The sequence below is a fragment of the Caldichromatium japonicum genome (assembly GCF_011290485.1).
Taxonomy (GTDB): Bacteria; Pseudomonadota; Gammaproteobacteria; order Chromatiales; family Chromatiaceae; genus Thermochromatium; species Thermochromatium japonicum.
Window position 1 is genome coordinate 850815 of record NZ_CP048029.1, and the last position, 14138, is coordinate 864952.

Sequence of the window (14138 nt, forward strand, 5' to 3'; positions counted from 1 at the left end):
TACAAGTTCATTGGCTTCGGATTAATAACGCCACGTGTGCCGCGCCTGACCCAAAGGGATATGAGACGCGGAGAAAAAACGATAACCGGATTTATGACCCGGTGCACGGCAAGCCCCGTCGTTGAGGGCGGGGATGGATAGCGCCCGCTGTCGTCGCGTTTTCCGCTTAGGTTGGCGTCTGCTGCTGTTCGATGTATTGGCGCACGATGGAAATTGGTGCGCCGCCACAACTTGAGGCGAAGTAGGACGGCGACCACAGCACGCCCTTCCAGTAGTGTTTCTGGATGTCGGGTTGTTCCTTGCGCAGCAGGCGGCTGGATGCGCCTTTGAGGCTGTTCACGAGGCTGGAGACGGCAACCTTGGGCGGGTACTCTACCAACAGGTGGACATGATCGTCCTCGCCGTCCATCTTGATCAGTTGTGCTTCAAAATCCGTGCAGACGTTGGTGAAGATCGTTCGCAGTTGTGCGATGGCATCGCCGTTGAACACATTGCGGCGATGGTCATCGACCAAGAGACTGATTGAGCTATGCAACGGCTTCAAGCCTTCAAATTTGAGTTGAAGCCCAACGGCGATCAGGCGCGCGACCTGCGCCGCTTCGCGGGGTCGTGCCGCTTCGTCTACAACCGGGCGCTGGCGTTGCAACAGGAGCGGTACGCGACCGGCGAAAAGAAGCTTGGCTATTTTGGACTGAGCAAGCTACTTACCGAGTGGCGCAACAGCACGGAGACGGCGTGGCTGGCTGATGTCCCGGTTCATCCCTTGCGGCAGTCTCTCAAGGATCTGGACCAGGCCTACGCCAACTTTTTCGCCAAGCGCGCGGACGCGCCGCGCTTCAAGAAGAAAGGGCAATCCGACAGTTTCCGTTACTCCGATTCGGAAAAAATCAAACTCGACCAGGCCAACAGCCGTATCTTCCTGCCGAAACTTGGCTGGCTGAGGTATCGCAACAGCCGTGAGGTGCTTGGCGTGGTGAAGAACGTCACCGTGAGCCAGTCCGGCGGCAAGTGGTTCGTGAGTATCCAGACCGAGCGCGAGGTAGAGCGGCCCATCCCGCAGGGTGGCGCAGTTGGCATCGACATGGGCATTGTCCGCTTCGCCACCTTGAGCGACGGGACGGTCTACGCCCCGCTCAATAGTTTCAAGCGGCATGAGACGCGCTTGCGCAAGGCGCAACAGGCGCTCTCCCGCAAGGTGAAATTCAGCAACAACTGGAAGAAGGCGAAAGCCAGAGTCCAGCGCATTCATTCCCGCATCCGTAATGCCCGCCGCGACTTCCTACATAAGACCTCGACCGCGATCAGCAAAAACCACGCGATGGTGTGTATCGAGGACTTGCAGGTAGGGAACATGACCAAGTCGGCGGCTGGGACAATCGCACAGCCGGGCAGAAACGTTCGGGGCAAGTCTGGCCTAAACAAGTCCATTCTCGACCAGGGCTGGTTTGAGTTTCGCCGGCAACTGGACTACAAGCTGGCATGGCGGGGTGGCTGGCTCATTGCCGTGCCGCCGCAAAACACAAGCCGCACCTGCCCGTGCTGCGGCCATGTGTCGGCGGACAACCGCCAGACGCAAGATCGGTTCGAGTGCGTGGAATGCGGTTTTGAGGAAAACGCCGATGTGGTCGGCGCGATCAATGTGCTAAGGGCGGGACACGGCAGACGCTTCTGTCGGGATGTGTGATGAGCATGTCAGCCCGGATGGCCTGTGGATCGAGCCGCGCTGGCGGCCGGAAGCAGGAACCCACCGAAGCGGTTCAGGAGCGCTTCAATACCACTCCTGAGCGCCGTAGGAATCCTCGACCTTCAGGCCGGGGAGGATGTCAAGCGGGCGAGTATAGAGGGGGAGCAGCCATTGTCCGAGCGAGAGGGTTTCTCAGACCTCGATCAGGGTCGGCTATAGGGCGATCCTGTAGAGAGGGCGTGTACCCAAGTTTTTTGGTTCGTCGATTAAGCGAAAAAAATTGCATGAGCCTGATAAATCACCGCTATCCTGACCCAGAGATCGCCGCCATCGAGCGCGTCATCCGCGAGCGGCGCGACATGCGCCATTTTCTGTCCGACCCCTTGCCTGAAGGTTTGCTTGCGCGTTTGCTCGAGGCGGCGCATCTCGGCCCCTCGGTCGGTTATATGCAGCCATGGCGTTTTATCCGGATCACAGACCCCAATCTGCGTCAGCGCATCCATGACCTGGTCGAGGCCGAGCGTCAGGCGACCGCCCGCGCTCTGCCCAGCCGGAATGCTGAGTTTCTGGAGGTCAAGATCGAAGGGATTGGCGAATGCGCCGAGCTTCTGGTCGTCGCCCTGATGCCTGGGCGCGAGCGACACCTGATCGGGCGGCGCACCCTGCCGGAGATGGACGTCGCCTCGGTCGGCTGCGCCATCCAGAACATGTGGCTGTTGGCGCGGGCTGAGGGGGTGGGGCTGGGGTGGGTCTCGTTCTTCGATCCAGACGCCCTGGCCGAGCTCTTGCAGATGCCCGCTGGCGCGCGCCCGCTCGCGATCCTCTGTCTCGGCTATGTGCCGGACTTCTATCCCCGCCCGATGTTCGAGGACGCAGGCTGGGGCAGACGGCTGCCGCTTGCCGAGGTTCTATTCGAGAATGCCTGGCCGCCCGAGGCGGGCGGTACACCGACGAGCTATTGAGCCGGAGTAGCCCAGGGCCGGATGACCACGGCGGAGACGCTGTTCTTGGGTGAACCCTCGATCAGCCGGTCGCTGTAGGTGAGATAAACCAAGGCATTACGCGGGGCGTCATAAAAACGCACCACCTGCAAGGTCTTGAACAGAAGGGAGGTGCGTTTCTTGAAGACCTCCTCGCCATTGCGCTTGCCCGAGCGGATGTCTTCGGGCAGGGCGATCGGGCCGGTCTGGGTACAGTCGATCGAGGCATCGGATGTATCCTCGGCGACCCCGACTGCACCCGAAACCCCTCCGGTCTTGGCACGGCTCAGATAACAGACCACACCGGGGAGATCCTCGTCCTGAAAGACCTCGACCACGATCTTGTCGTTGGGTCCTACCCATTTGAATTTGGTCGAGACGCTGCCGATCTGCTCTGCCCAGACATGGCCAAGCGGCAGGGCAAGCAGCGCGAGTATCAAGGTTTGCCGCATGCACATCGCCTTCAGCCCCCAAATAGACGCCGATGCTCTAACCGGCTGCGTGTCAAGGCATCCTCCATCGAGATCCCGATGAACCAGTTGCCGGTCATCCCCAGGCGCTCTCCAGCGAGCGCTCGGTCGATCTGTTCAACCAGGCCGAGATGTCCGGCGCGCAGCGCAGGCAGGCGGTTGTGGACCCTTTGCTTAGCGATGACCTGCTCAGGCCCAACCCCTAGGGCGGCACAGGCAACCTGTAGCTGTTCCTCGAGTGTCAAGGCCACGGGCCGGAAATGGAAGGCCAGGCCGCGATAGCCCCCATCCGGCAGAAAATCGCGCGAGACCGCCGAATAGAAGGGTGCCTCCACCCCGATCAGTCCGGCGAAGGGCTTGAGAGCTTTGAGGTCTTCGCGGCGAAAGACCAGGACCAGGGTCTCAAGTTCAGACATCGGGATGCGTGCGACGAGATCGCGCAGCGCTTCAAAACCGCGAGGCAGCAACTGGGCAGCGGCATCGGGCGGGACGGCCAGGGTCAGATAGGCGGCATCGAGTATTTGTCCGTCCGCAAGCTCGACTTGAAAGCCTGCAGCGTGCCGCTCGATCCGCTCGATCCGCTGACCGGTACGCACCTCGAGTCCATTTTGCGCAGCGATGGCCTCGGGGATGGTCGAGATCCCGCGGTCAAAGGTGAACGCCTTGACTACATCCTTGCGCCGCGGCTTGCGCCGAAACAAGACCTCGGCGGGATAATCATCCGCCGGCTGGCAGATGACCGCCTGAAAGGCATGGCGTAGCAGGTCCTGATAATTGCGCGACCCAAGGATCGCGCTGTAATAATCGCGCACATTACGCCCTGCCTTGGGCTCCTTAAAGATCCGCGGCAAGGACCCGAGCGCCTCCAGCGGATGCAGGGCAGAGAGGATCGAGCAGCGCTGGCCGTCCCTCCAAAGCTTGTAGCTCAAGCTCGGTTTGGGTTTGACTTCCTGGGTGAGCCCTAGGTCATCGAGGATCGAAAGCAGATTGCCGTAGCTGTTGAAGCAGGTGTGCCCCCCTGCCTCGACCCAAAAGCCGCCGAGCGCAGCGAAACTCAGGCTGTGGATACAGCCGCCGATCCGTTCGCTGGCCTCGAGCACCAGGGTCTTGAATCCCTTGCGGGCCGAAAGGTGGGCGGCGCCCAGACCGCTGATGCCGGCGCCGATGACAATATGATCGAATGCTTGGCTCATGGTTTAAGGGTATCGCTGGTGGGATCATCCTCTGGAGGAGAGGGTTCAGAGTCAGCAAGTCTCAGGTGGCTGGTATCTGGGACCGGGGTGGTTGGCGGCGGTGGGGTGCAATCGCTCAGATCCCAATCCGTGCCGGAGACCAGACTGAGATGGCTGAGATCAAGTGCTGGCGCCTTGACCGGCGGCGGCTCCTCGAGCTGATCGAAGTCGGCGCTGGTTGAAAAATCCGGCACCTCGGGGCGCGGGGGGGTAGCGGAGGGATTCGCTTGCCCAGGTTGCATCCGCGCCGCCTCAGCAGTGTCTGCCGCGGGGGGTTGGGGGCTGGCCTCGCCGCCAAGCGCCCTGAGCCTGACTACAGCGCCTGCCTCAGCAAAGACCTGTCGATAGCGCTCGGCGGTAGCGGCATCGGCGTCGCGTTTGACGATTACAGCCTTGCCGCAAAAGAGCCGTTCCACCCCTGCGGCATCGAGCTTGAAGGCCGCGCCCAGACGGGTGCGTACCTGCATCGGGTCGGCCTCTGGTAACAGGGCGCCGTCGAATAGGATATCGAAACGTGGTTCGGACATCTTTGCACCCTCGCCGGGCGTTCGCTGGGATATCGTGCCGATGACCTGCTCGCTGGGATCACTCGGCTAGGGGTTTGGCGAGGCTAAAGGCACCGCGGATATCCCCGGCTTTAAACCCGCGCGCCTGATCCTGGGGATAATACTCAGCGAGCGCCTTGAGCACCGGCTCGCTCACATGGTCGCCGTGGCAGGCCAGGCAGAGGTCCTGGGTGGGGATCGCCTTCATCAAGCGAAACACCCCCCCATCCTCGCCTTGGATGATCTCGGCAAAGCTGAGCTGTTCGACGGGCTCACCTGCTGCTTTCCGCTCTTCAAACGACTGTAAAACCTGGATTTCCCAGTCATCTGGACTGTTGAGTGCGGCATTGCGCACCTTCAGGCTCGTACGTCCAATCTCCCAACCGCTGGATTCAGAGAGCTCAGCCGCAATAGCTGGGGCACGTTCCTTACAGACCGCGATCGCCTGGACCGGACCATTGGCCTGGATCGCTGATTTGAGCTCGGACTGAAGCTGACCCGCAAACTCCTTGATCAGCGCCTTGGCCTCTTCGATCAGCGGGTCATCGGCTGAGGCCAAGGCCGGCATCTGGCTGGCTGAAAGGGATAGGGCAGCGGTGATCAGGAACGGACGGATGGATGGCATGGCATTCAAGTCCTCCCCAGTCAAACATGGTTTTGATTGGTCCAAGAGACAGCAGGATCGGTCAGCAGCTCCAACTTACTAAGATAGTTTAAGGCGTACGCGGGTTCCGTGCCGCACATCTCCTGGCTAGGTCGAAAGGCGGTACAGATCCCTGGGCGCTCGGGCCGACCGAATAGACGGCATCTGAGATAGGCGTTCAACTGGACGCAGGCCACACCCGCTGGTTTACCCTGCGGCATGCCAGGGATAGGGCTGGCGATCGACGGGGCGATACAGCAGGCCGCACAACCGGGGCGACACTCTGGGGAAGCAGCGCTCATCGGCTTATTGCCCCCGCAGGGCGCCACAGGCCGAGTCGCTGCCCGACCCGCACCTGGCTGCCGGCCAGCCACCCCGAGTCCAAGTCAGCGGACTGAGCCGGCAGGAGCAGGATCACTGTCGAGCCGAGATGAAAACGCCCAAGCTCCTGGCCGCGCGCAAGCTGGATGCTCTGGGCCTCGGACGGATAGTCCCAACGCTCGGGTTCTGGACCACGGTGGGGCGGGGTAATCTCGCCGGCCCAGACGGTCTCAAGACCCCCGACGATCAGGGCTCCCACCAGGATCACCGCCATGGGACCAGCCTCGGTCACAAAGCGACAGATCAGGCGTTCATTGCGCGCGAAGAGATTGGGGACCAGGGCCGCCGTCGCCCTATTGACGCTGAACAACCGCCCGGGGGCATAGACCATCTGTTCGAGACGCCCCGCAAGCGGCATGTGGATACGATGATAATCGCGTGGCGAGAGATAGAGGGTTACAAAGCGTCCGCCTAAGAAGGGATGCGGCTCACCCGGGGCAAGTGCAAGTAGCTCCTCGACCCGATAGGTACGCCCCTTGGCCTGGAGCAGGCACCCTTCCTCGATCGTCCCGATCTGGCTGATCACTCCATCGACCGGGCACAAGATCGCCTGGGGATCGGGATCGAGCGGGCGGGCATCGGCCTTAAGAGCGCGGGTGAAGAAGGCGTTGAAATGGGTATAGGCGCGCGGGTCAGGCTCCAGGGCCTCGCTCAGATCGACGCGATAGTGCCGGATGAAGGCCCGGATCATCAGGTCCTTCAGGGGCGGCCAGGTCAGACGCGCCAGCCGATAGATGCGCGCCGAAAACCAGTGTTGCGGGATGACAGATTGCAGTGCGACGAATAATCGGTCGGCGAGGGTCGGCGACATGGGTTCATCCAGTCTCAAGTTGGCTTGCAAATCTATCCAGTAAACCCCGAATATGCCAATTGTGTCATGAAGCATGCGGGTCTGCGATGGCGCTTTATGGAGACCTAACAGTTTAGGCTGCCATGGCCTAGGCAAGCTGAAGGCGCTGCTGCCGCAGGCGGGCTCGCAGCCTTCAGAACCAAACCTGGCGGGAACGAAGGTAGCTGGACATGCAGGCGACTTGACTCGCAGAGGATACAGATCGCCTGAAGGGGAGAACTCTGAAAGGGAGAATAAGCGTGCTAAAGGTCGAATAGATCCAGAAGAACGCGGCCATCTCAGGCCTAGAGCCCGGGCAGGTGGTGCGCATCGTCACCACTGAGCCGGTCGATCCTGATGCGCTTACCGTTTACTACAAAATCGCCGACGGTGGTTTGCGCGAGCGGATGCTGTTTCGCACCGATGAGGCCAAGCTGTCGTTGGCCGAGTCTGGCCGCCCCTGGGCTTTCGATGCGCCCGGCGACGAGTTCAAGCTCGCCGCCGAGGCCTGCCGCATCAACCTGGCCTACCTGTTCGATCCGATGATGGCGGTGCACACCTCGAACGTGGAGCCGCTGCCACACCAGATCACCGCGGTCTACGAGTCCATGCTGCCGCGCCAGCCGTTGCGTTTCGTGCTGGCCGACGACCCCGGCGCCGGCAAGACCATCATGGCCGGTCTCTTCATCCGGGAGTTGCTGATGCGCGCCGATGCCAGGCGCGTGCTCATCGTCGCCCCAGGCAGCCTGGTGGAACAATGGCAGGACGAAATGTTCGAGAAGTTCGGCTTGTCGTTCTCGCTGTTTTCGCGCGAGCAGGTCGAGCAGTCTAAGAGCGGCAACCCCTTCGACGACCACGACTTGCTGGTTGCCTGCGTCGATCAACTGGCCCGCGCGGAAGACCTCCAGGAGAAGTTACGCCTGTCGCGCTGGGACCTGGTGGTCGTGGACGAAGCGCACAAGCTCTCGGCCAGCTACTTCGGCAACAAGGTCAACAAAACCAAGCGCTTCCAGCTTGGCGAGCTGCTGGGCTCGATTACGCGGCACTTCCTGTTGATGACGGCCACGCCGCACAACGGGAAGGAAGAAGACTTCCAGCTGTTCATGTCGCTGCTGGATGCCGACCGCTTCTACGGAAAGTTTCGCGACGGCGCGCACAAGGTGGACGTGTCCGACCTCATGCACCGCATGGTCAAGGAGGAATTGCTCAAGTTCGACGGTACCCCGCTGTTCCCCGAGCGTCGGGCCTACACCGTCAACTACAAGCTCTCCGACCCGAAGGCTGCGCTCTATCAGGCGGTCACCGAGTACGTCAAGGAGCAATTCAACAAGGCCGATCAACTTGCCGACAACGCCCGCAAGGGGAACGTCGGCTTTGCGCTGGCCAGCCTTCAGCGCCGCTTGGCTTCCAGCCCCGAGGCCATCTACCAGTCGCTCAAACGGCATCGCAACAAGCTCAAGCGCCGCGTCGAGGAGGAGAAGCTGCGACAGCGCGGCCAGTCACTGGCGGAGACGCTGAACGGCAACAACGGCCTGCCCGACGATGTGTGGGAAGCTGCCGACGCCCTGTCGCCCGCTGTCGCCCGAAGACTACGAGAACTTCGAGGAAGCCGTCGTTGACCAGGCCACGGCGGCCCAGACCATTCAGGAGCTAGAAGCCGAGATCTTCATCCTCGAAGCCTTGGAGGAACAGGCCCGCCAGGTGGTGCATTCCGGGCAGGATCGCAAGTGGGACGAGCTCTCCCGCCTGCTGCAGGACACGCCCGAGATGCACGATGCGGCGGGTCAGCAGCGCAAGCTGATCCTCTTCACCGAGCACCGCGACACGCTCAACTACCTGGCTACCAAGATTCGCGGCCTGCTCGGCCAGCCCGACGCCGTGGTGGTGATCCACGGCGGCATCAAGCGCGAAGAGCGCCGCAAGGTGCAGGAGCTATTCCGCAACGACCGTTCCGTCAGACTTACTTAATCATGCGCAAACATGATTAAAGCTGACTTCCTGCTTCATTGAGGCGGTTTCACGCACCAAGCACAAGCTTGGTGCGCCAGAGCCTTCCTTTCCACAGGCTGACACGGTGGAACTCACCGCCATGTTCTTCAAGTTGATCGCTGCATTGATGTCGCGGTCGTGATGCGTGCCGCAGGCCGGACACGTCCACTCGCGTACAGAAAGCGGCAGCGCATCCAGCACATGACTGCACGCTAAGCACGTTTTACTGGACGGCAACCAGCGGTCCGCCACGACTACCACGCCGTCTCGCATCGCCGCCTTGTACTGCAGTTGCCGGCGAAACTCAAAGAAACCCATGTCGGCAATGGAGCGGGCTAGATGCCGGTTCTTTGCCATGCCACGCACATTCAAATCCTCGATGGCGATTGTGTGAAACCGCCGTGTGAGACCGGACGTGAGCTTATGCAGGGCATCGCGCCGGATGTTGGCGATGCGTGCGTGCAGCCGCGCCAGCTTGGTTTTCGCTTTGGCGCGGTTGCGCGATCCTTTGCGCTTACGTGAGAGGCTGCGCGAGAGCCGCTGCACTCTGGATAGCAACGCCTTGTGCGGCTTGGGGCCTGCAACCTTTTCTCCCGTTGAGAGCGTGGCCAGCGCCGACACACCTAAGTCCACTCCCGCCACGCCTTGGTTTTCGGCTTGCGGCAGATGCAGACTAGGCGGAATATCAACGGTGATGCTGACAAACCAGCGGTCAGCCACACGGGAGACAGTAGTTGACATGATCTTACCAGCAAAGCGCAACGGCTCACGCATGCGCACCCAGCCTAGGCAGGGGATGCGAATGCGGCAGCCGTCGATGCTGAACTGCTCGTTGGTGAGGGTGAATCGGTCGTGCACGCCTTTCTTGCGGAACTGCGGATAGCAAGCACGACCCTCAAAGAAATTCTGGAACGCCCTTCCCAACTGGATGATCGCCATCTGTGGCGCGCATTTGGTGACTTCCAGCATCCACGGAAATTGCTCGCGCTGTACTGCCGCTTCCACTCAGCCAGCGCCCAGTTGTAGGAAAAACGCGCAACGCCTGCAGCCTTGGCAAAGTAAGTAGCCTGTTTGTTGTTCGGGTTAAGCGCGATTTTGTGGGCGGTAATCATGCCTGCGCTTCCTCTGCTGCGCGTTTTACGCTATCGAGCAGTTTCTGGTTCTTGCGTGATCGCGAGCCATACAGCCGGGCACTGAATACGGTAATGATTTCGAGCACGTCCTTTGCTAAGTCTTCCTCGAAGGTCGTGTCCTCGCCTTGGTTGAGGATGACCACTTCGACCTGTTTCGCCTCGCAGATCGCAAACACCAGCTCAGCGCCGAAGCGCAGCAGCCGGTCTTTGTGCGTGATGACCAAGCGTCCGGCGCGCCCGTCGATGATCTCATTGAGCAAGCGCTTGAGACCATTCTTGTGGTAGTTCATGCCAGAGCCTACGTCAGCAATGACCTCGAACGTCCAGCCCTGGCAGGCGCAATACAGTTCCAACACCTGTTTTTGCCGCTCCAAGCTGTCCTTCTGATCGCAACTTGCGACCCGGGCATAGGCAATTGTCTTGCGTGCGGTTTCAGCCTGTGACCGATACATCTCTGGCTTGAGCCGAGCAAGGTCGTAGCGCCTGCGGCCGCCTGCCGTTCGCTCGTCTGGCACAAGACGCCCTTCGCGCTCCCATCGACGCAGGGTTTGCGGCGAGACACCAAGCGCTTTAGCAGCTTCGCGGATCGGTACGAGCTTGCGAGACATGCCTATATTGTGTATCAATGAGCAACTATGCGCAATTTGTTAACAAACAGTTAGAGCCCGGGAGCAGGAAGCCCGGTCGACCGCACAGGACACCGCGTTGATGCGGGCGCTCGGACTGGCGCACCACTGGCAACGCCTTCTGGATGAGCAGTGGGCGGCATCAGTAGCCGAGATCGCCGAGGCCGAAGGCATGGACGTGACACAGGTGCGCCGGGTCATGCAGCTGACGCTCCTGGCCCCGGAGGTCGTGGAACGGCTGGTTGGCTCGCCCGATGCTGTGCTGGAGAAGGTGATGCGCCGCTCCTGCCCCAACGCCTGGAGCGACAAGATGCGCGTGCTCGCGCCACCCGGGTGAGCGCGTCGCACCCAGCGCCAGCAACCGCCTGCAGGCGGTTTTTTATGGCCGCTTGGCACTCGGTCGCCACCGCTACAGGAGTTGCCAACCACAACCGACAGCCTCTAAACCCGCGCCAGCAAAGGAAATGGCCTCGAGAACGCTCGCGTGGCCACCAGAGAAAACGGAGAACAGAGAGGCGTCGGCGGGGCCGAAAGCGCCTACTTCGCAGGGGTGGCGCTCGCGAGGCCAGGCCCGAAAGCCGCGCCAACACTGGGGGAACGGGCAAAAAATCCCAACCGATGAGGGTTGGGATTTTGGGTAGGGCGGCGTCAACTACACTGAAGTCGCAACCGCTTGAGTCCATTGGAATGGGCTTGATCTTGTTGGAGTTGTTGCACCCAATGTTGCCCCCGCGTCCTTCTGCTCACTCCGATAGTACACGATCGAGAAAACCGAACTTCAGTGCGACGGCATACATGGAGCGGTTCACCAGCCGGTCGTGCTCCTCGATCAGGCGATAGAACGTCCGCCAGCGCATCCATTTCGGCTTGTCGCCGTGGCCGTTGAGGATGCCCGGCTCCCATCCCAGGCGCGCCCGGATGCGGTCTGCGCGTCGCGTAGCGCGGTCGCCGGCGTTCTCGCGCGCGCTGGCGTAGGCGAGCTGATAGCAATGCCGGCAGGCGAAGATGCCGCCGCCATAGAGGATCGCCATGCGCCGGCCGCAGCCGAGCGCGGGGCAGATGAACCAGGGTCTCGTGCCGCCGAGATTGCACGGTGTTCGCACGATGCGCACCGGATACTCCTCGTCCTTCCAGTCCTCCCCGCCGCTGCGATGCCGGTACATGAGGATCACGCGGTCCGCTTCGGCGCGCATGCGGATCGAGGCGACCACCTCGTCGTCGCGCGTCCATTGCCAGCCGCCCCAATAGCCGGGCCTCAGCATTCCCTCGCGCGCCCAGCGCCGCACGTCGCGGGTGCGGTAGTCGTCCGTGCAGGACTTGGCGCCGTAGCGCCGACTTGGCGCCGTAGCGCCAGCGGTTTCCGCTACCCGGTCCGCCCATTCGATTTTCCCGTAATCATTTGGCGAATTGACACGCTCACGAGGGCGTCGAATCAACCGATTGCGTTGATTTATCGGCGTATTCATTCGTCTCCGGCGCTGTAGATTTCTGCGCTTCCAGCGCCTGCAATTCCGCCGCTACCTGGGCCTTCAGTGCGTCCTTGATGTCGTCATCGGCATGCAGCAAGGGATACTCCACACGGTCGATATGCGGCTGCGCCAGCTTCTCCGCGAGCGGGTCGCGCCCCGACAACTGCTGCACCACCACGGTGAGCGGGGTCGGCGCAGTCGTTCCCGGCTTTCCAACCAGATACTGTGCGAGCCACGCACGCGCTCCAGCGTCGCCGGCTTTCGCCGCTGCCACGGTTGCCGTTATCACGGCGCGCCAGTCCTCCAGCGGTACGGCATCGAGTAGCGCGGCCATGTAGTCGGCCTCTGTGCGCCGGTGCGTGAAGGTGCCCTTGATGTAGTTCTGCTTGTTGCGTGCCATACCGTGATCCTCAATGCAGCCTTCGCGCCTACAGGACGAGCGCCCACGCGGCGCGCTCGGCGTCCTCGCGGCTCATGCCGCCGTCGAACTCCATGATTGCGGCGCGCTCCTCGAAGGCTTCGCGCAGGGCTTCGGAATCGAGCCATTGCCAGGGCGGGGCACTGCCGTTACTGCCGTTGGAAGCGTCGTGTTTGGCCGGGGCGGCGTCATACAACACCGCCATTACTGCTATTGGATTTCCATCGGCACTATTGGCAGTAGTGCCGGGGGACGTTCCGCCGATTTCGCGGCGCGCGCGTTCCAGCCAGTTCATGCGCCGACCTCCTTGCGCCTGGCTTTCACGGCGGGGTTGATCCGGTAGCGCACGGTGCGCCTGCCGCTTCCCGGCCCGGTGCCGCCGCTCGCTTCGCCCCGCAGCCAGTCCTCGTCCTCCAGCCAGTCGAGCGCGGCCTGGATCGCCTCGTCGGCGGTCAGGTTGCGCCATTGATTGCGGCGCACGTCGCGCAGCGTGAAGCCGTCTTCCAGCGCGCCGCGCTCCAGCGTCGAACACGACCTTCGCGGTTTCGTAGTCGGCGAGCGCGGCGCGGTGCTCCTCCAGCGCCTTGGCGATCAGCCTGTCGAGCGGCTTCAGCGCGGCCCCCCAGGCCGGCGATTTCTTCGCCGACGGATCGCCCACGATGCCGCCCCACAGGTTGGGCACGATCAGCCACGAATCGCGCGCCTTCGGTTTGATGGCGCAGCGTGCGCCGATGATCGAGCCGAGCGCGACCAGGGCCGCGGCCGCGATGAACTCGGGCGGGCAGGGCATGCGTTCGGCCTCGTCCATCACCCACCGTCGCAGCGCCGCCGGCAGAAGTGTTCCGGCGTCGAACGCGGGCACGGGCTTCAGTTCCGCGATGATGGGCTTCGGTTGCGGCCAGCCATCGGGGCTCGCGCTCGATCGGTGCGCGCCACCGCCGCAGGGCCGGCGTGCCGGTGAAGGTCGTTGAAGTCGGTCGCGCCTCCGGGCCGCTGCGCGCCGAAGTCCGGCACGGCGAGCAGCCCGCCCACTGCCTGCGACGCTTCATGCGCCTTGGTCAGCCCCGGATTGCCGTCCGTCATGGCGTCGTCGTCGGCGCAGACGATCAGGTACAGACCGGGAAACTTCGCCCGCAGCGCCCGTGCTACCGGCAGCAGGTTGCCGGCATTGAAGGCCACGGCGACGGCGAGTCCGGTCGCCTCGTGAATGCTCGCGCCGGTAGCCTAGCCCTCTGCAATGCACAGCGTGCCGTCCGGCTGGCCGATGGAAAAGTAGCAACCGCTCACGCGCCCGCCGGAGAGGAATCTCTTCTCGCCTTTGGCGTCGATGAACTGAAGGCTGTGCAGTTCCGCGCCGTCGCGCATCGGCACAACGAGTGCCCCTTCGTGCAGCCGAAGACCATGCGCCTTGACCCGTTTGCTGACCAGATACGGATGGTCATTCGCCGCCGGCGGAGCCGATTGCCAGCTCGATGCGCCGCTCCAGCCAGTGCTGGATTTCTTCCTCGATCCAGCCAACAGCGCGCCCGCCCAGGCTCACCGGCTTGGGGAACGTGCCTTCGGAGACGCGCAGGTAGATCGTGCTACGGGAAAGGCCCGTGCTGGCCTTGACGGTGGGAAGTCTGAGAATCGCGGTAGCCATGCTTGCGCCTCCTGGGGCGACGTTGAACATGGCTACGAATTGTTATGACGCGAAACCGGTTTGGCAGCTATCGGTATGCGGAAACTTCCGGATTCTT

The 14138-nt window shown here is 62.3% G+C and carries 20 protein-coding genes and 1 pseudogene; 5 read left to right on the forward strand and 16 right to left on the reverse strand.

Going from position 1 to position 14138, the window contains the following annotated elements; all coding sequences use genetic code 11:
- Window positions 1–166: 166 nt before the first annotated feature.
- Window positions 167–544 (reverse strand): IS200/IS605 family transposase, encoded by a 378-nt coding sequence (tnpA, locus tag GWK36_RS04170; protein WP_246237602.1) that lies wholly within the window; start codon window positions 542–544, stop codon window positions 167–169.
- On the opposite strand from tnpA, the gene GWK36_RS04175 reads away from it, so the two are divergent.
- Both GWK36_RS04175 and bluB read left to right on the forward strand, forming a co-directional pair.
- Window positions 530–1684: an RNA-guided endonuclease InsQ/TnpB family protein gene (locus tag GWK36_RS04175; protein WP_166270089.1), complete on the forward strand. Its 1155-nt coding sequence runs from the start codon at window positions 530–532 to the stop codon at window positions 1682–1684. The two genes, tnpA and GWK36_RS04175, sit on opposite strands and share 15 nt — an antisense overlap.
- 284 nt (window positions 1685–1968) lie before the next feature.
- The gene (bluB, locus tag GWK36_RS04180) at window positions 1969–2646 is read left to right on the forward strand and encodes a 5,6-dimethylbenzimidazole synthase (protein ID WP_166270090.1); all 678 of its coding nucleotides are present in this window, start codon (window positions 1969–1971) and stop codon (window positions 2644–2646) included.
- On the opposite strand, the gene GWK36_RS04185 is transcribed toward bluB, so the two are convergent.
- The 6 genes from GWK36_RS04185 to asd form a co-directional block, all read right to left on the reverse strand.
- Window positions 2640–3116, reverse strand: a complete 477-nt coding sequence (locus GWK36_RS04185) for a CreA family protein (protein WP_166270091.1) — start codon at window positions 3114–3116, stop codon at window positions 2640–2642. The two genes, bluB and GWK36_RS04185, sit on opposite strands and share 7 nt — an antisense overlap.
- 11 nt (window positions 3117–3127) lie before the next feature.
- Entirely contained in the window at window positions 3128–4327 is a 1200-nt protein-coding gene (locus GWK36_RS04190; RefSeq protein WP_166270092.1) for a protoporphyrinogen/coproporphyrinogen oxidase, read from the reverse strand.
- On the reverse strand, window positions 4324–4893 hold the full coding sequence (locus GWK36_RS04195; RefSeq protein WP_166270093.1) for a hypothetical protein: 570 nt from the start codon (window positions 4891–4893) through the stop codon (window positions 4324–4326). The genes GWK36_RS04190 and GWK36_RS04195 overlap by 4 nt, the downstream gene beginning before the upstream one ends.
- Before the next feature lie 58 nt (window positions 4894–4951).
- On the reverse strand, window positions 4952–5479 hold the full coding sequence (locus GWK36_RS04200; protein WP_246237786.1) for a Tll0287-like domain-containing protein: 528 nt from the start codon (window positions 5477–5479) through the stop codon (window positions 4952–4954).
- Window positions 5480–5556: 77 nt separating this feature from the next.
- On the reverse strand, window positions 5557–5856 hold the full coding sequence (locus tag GWK36_RS15800) for a YkgJ family cysteine cluster protein (RefSeq protein ID WP_343033137.1): 300 nt from the start codon (window positions 5854–5856) through the stop codon (window positions 5557–5559).
- Window positions 5853–6746 carry an archaetidylserine decarboxylase gene (gene asd / locus GWK36_RS04205; RefSeq protein ID WP_166270095.1) on the reverse strand — a complete coding sequence of 298 codons (894 nt, stop codon included), beginning with the start codon at window positions 6744–6746 and terminating at the stop codon, window positions 5853–5855. Before asd ends, GWK36_RS15800 begins: the two co-directional genes overlap by 4 nt.
- A 338-nt stretch (window positions 6747–7084) precedes the next feature.
- Between asd and GWK36_RS04210 the strand changes: the two genes are divergently transcribed.
- Both GWK36_RS04210 and GWK36_RS15290 read left to right on the forward strand, forming a co-directional pair.
- Entirely contained in the window at window positions 7085–8383 is a 1299-nt protein-coding gene (locus GWK36_RS04210; protein ID WP_246237666.1) for a DEAD/DEAH box helicase, read from the forward strand.
- Window positions 8307–8732 (forward strand): hypothetical protein, encoded by a 426-nt coding sequence (locus GWK36_RS15290; protein ID WP_246237668.1) that lies wholly within the window; start codon window positions 8307–8309, stop codon window positions 8730–8732. The genes GWK36_RS04210 and GWK36_RS15290 overlap by 77 nt, the downstream gene beginning before the upstream one ends.
- Here GWK36_RS15290 and GWK36_RS04215 read toward each other — a convergent pair whose 3' ends face one another.
- The 3 genes and pseudogenes from GWK36_RS04215 to GWK36_RS04220 all read right to left on the reverse strand — a co-directional run bounded on the left by GWK36_RS04215 (window position 8733) and on the right by GWK36_RS04220 (window position 10494).
- Window positions 8733–9722: an RNA-guided endonuclease InsQ/TnpB family protein gene (locus GWK36_RS04215; protein WP_246237670.1), complete on the reverse strand. Its 990-nt coding sequence runs from the start codon at window positions 9720–9722 to the stop codon at window positions 8733–8735.
- A 74-nt stretch (window positions 9723–9796) separates the two neighbouring features.
- Window positions 9797–9865 (reverse strand): annotated as a pseudogene (locus GWK36_RS15805) (hypothetical protein); the annotation flags it as partial.
- Complete coding sequence (locus GWK36_RS04220; protein WP_166270096.1) at window positions 9862–10494, reverse strand: IS607 family transposase; 633 nt, start codon at window positions 10492–10494, stop codon at window positions 9862–9864. The gene GWK36_RS04220 and the pseudogene GWK36_RS15805, both read right to left, overlap by 4 nt.
- 100 nt (window positions 10495–10594) lie before the next feature.
- Here GWK36_RS04220 and GWK36_RS04225 point away from each other — a divergent pair, with 100 nt between their 5' ends.
- Window positions 10595–10849 carry a hypothetical protein gene (locus tag GWK36_RS04225; RefSeq protein WP_210756852.1) on the forward strand — a complete coding sequence of 85 codons (255 nt, stop codon included), beginning with the start codon at window positions 10595–10597 and terminating at the stop codon, window positions 10847–10849.
- A gap of 406 nt (window positions 10850–11255) precedes the next feature.
- Here GWK36_RS04225 and GWK36_RS04230 read toward each other — a convergent pair whose 3' ends face one another.
- The 6 genes from GWK36_RS04230 to GWK36_RS04250 form a co-directional block, all read right to left on the reverse strand.
- Window positions 11256–11978, reverse strand: a complete 723-nt coding sequence (locus GWK36_RS04230; RefSeq protein ID WP_166270097.1) for a hypothetical protein — start codon at window positions 11976–11978, stop codon at window positions 11256–11258.
- Window positions 11929–12381, reverse strand: a complete 453-nt coding sequence (locus GWK36_RS04235) for a hypothetical protein (RefSeq protein ID WP_166270098.1) — start codon at window positions 12379–12381, stop codon at window positions 11929–11931. The genes GWK36_RS04230 and GWK36_RS04235 overlap by 50 nt, the downstream gene beginning before the upstream one ends.
- Window positions 12382–12409: 28 nt before the next feature.
- Complete coding sequence (locus GWK36_RS04240; protein ID WP_210756853.1) at window positions 12410–13261, reverse strand: DUF3987 domain-containing protein; 852 nt, start codon at window positions 13259–13261, stop codon at window positions 12410–12412.
- A gap of 5 nt (window positions 13262–13266) precedes the next feature.
- Entirely contained in the window at window positions 13267–13578 is a 312-nt protein-coding gene (locus tag GWK36_RS04245) for a hypothetical protein (RefSeq protein WP_246237672.1), read from the reverse strand.
- A gap of 45 nt (window positions 13579–13623) precedes the next feature.
- On the reverse strand, window positions 13624–13770 hold the full coding sequence (locus GWK36_RS14800; protein ID WP_210756854.1) for a hypothetical protein: 147 nt from the start codon (window positions 13768–13770) through the stop codon (window positions 13624–13626).
- A gap of 67 nt (window positions 13771–13837) precedes the next feature.
- Window positions 13838–14041 (reverse strand): helix-turn-helix transcriptional regulator, encoded by a 204-nt coding sequence (locus GWK36_RS04250; RefSeq protein ID WP_166270099.1) that lies wholly within the window; start codon window positions 14039–14041, stop codon window positions 13838–13840.
- Window positions 14042–14138: the final 97 nt, after the last annotated feature.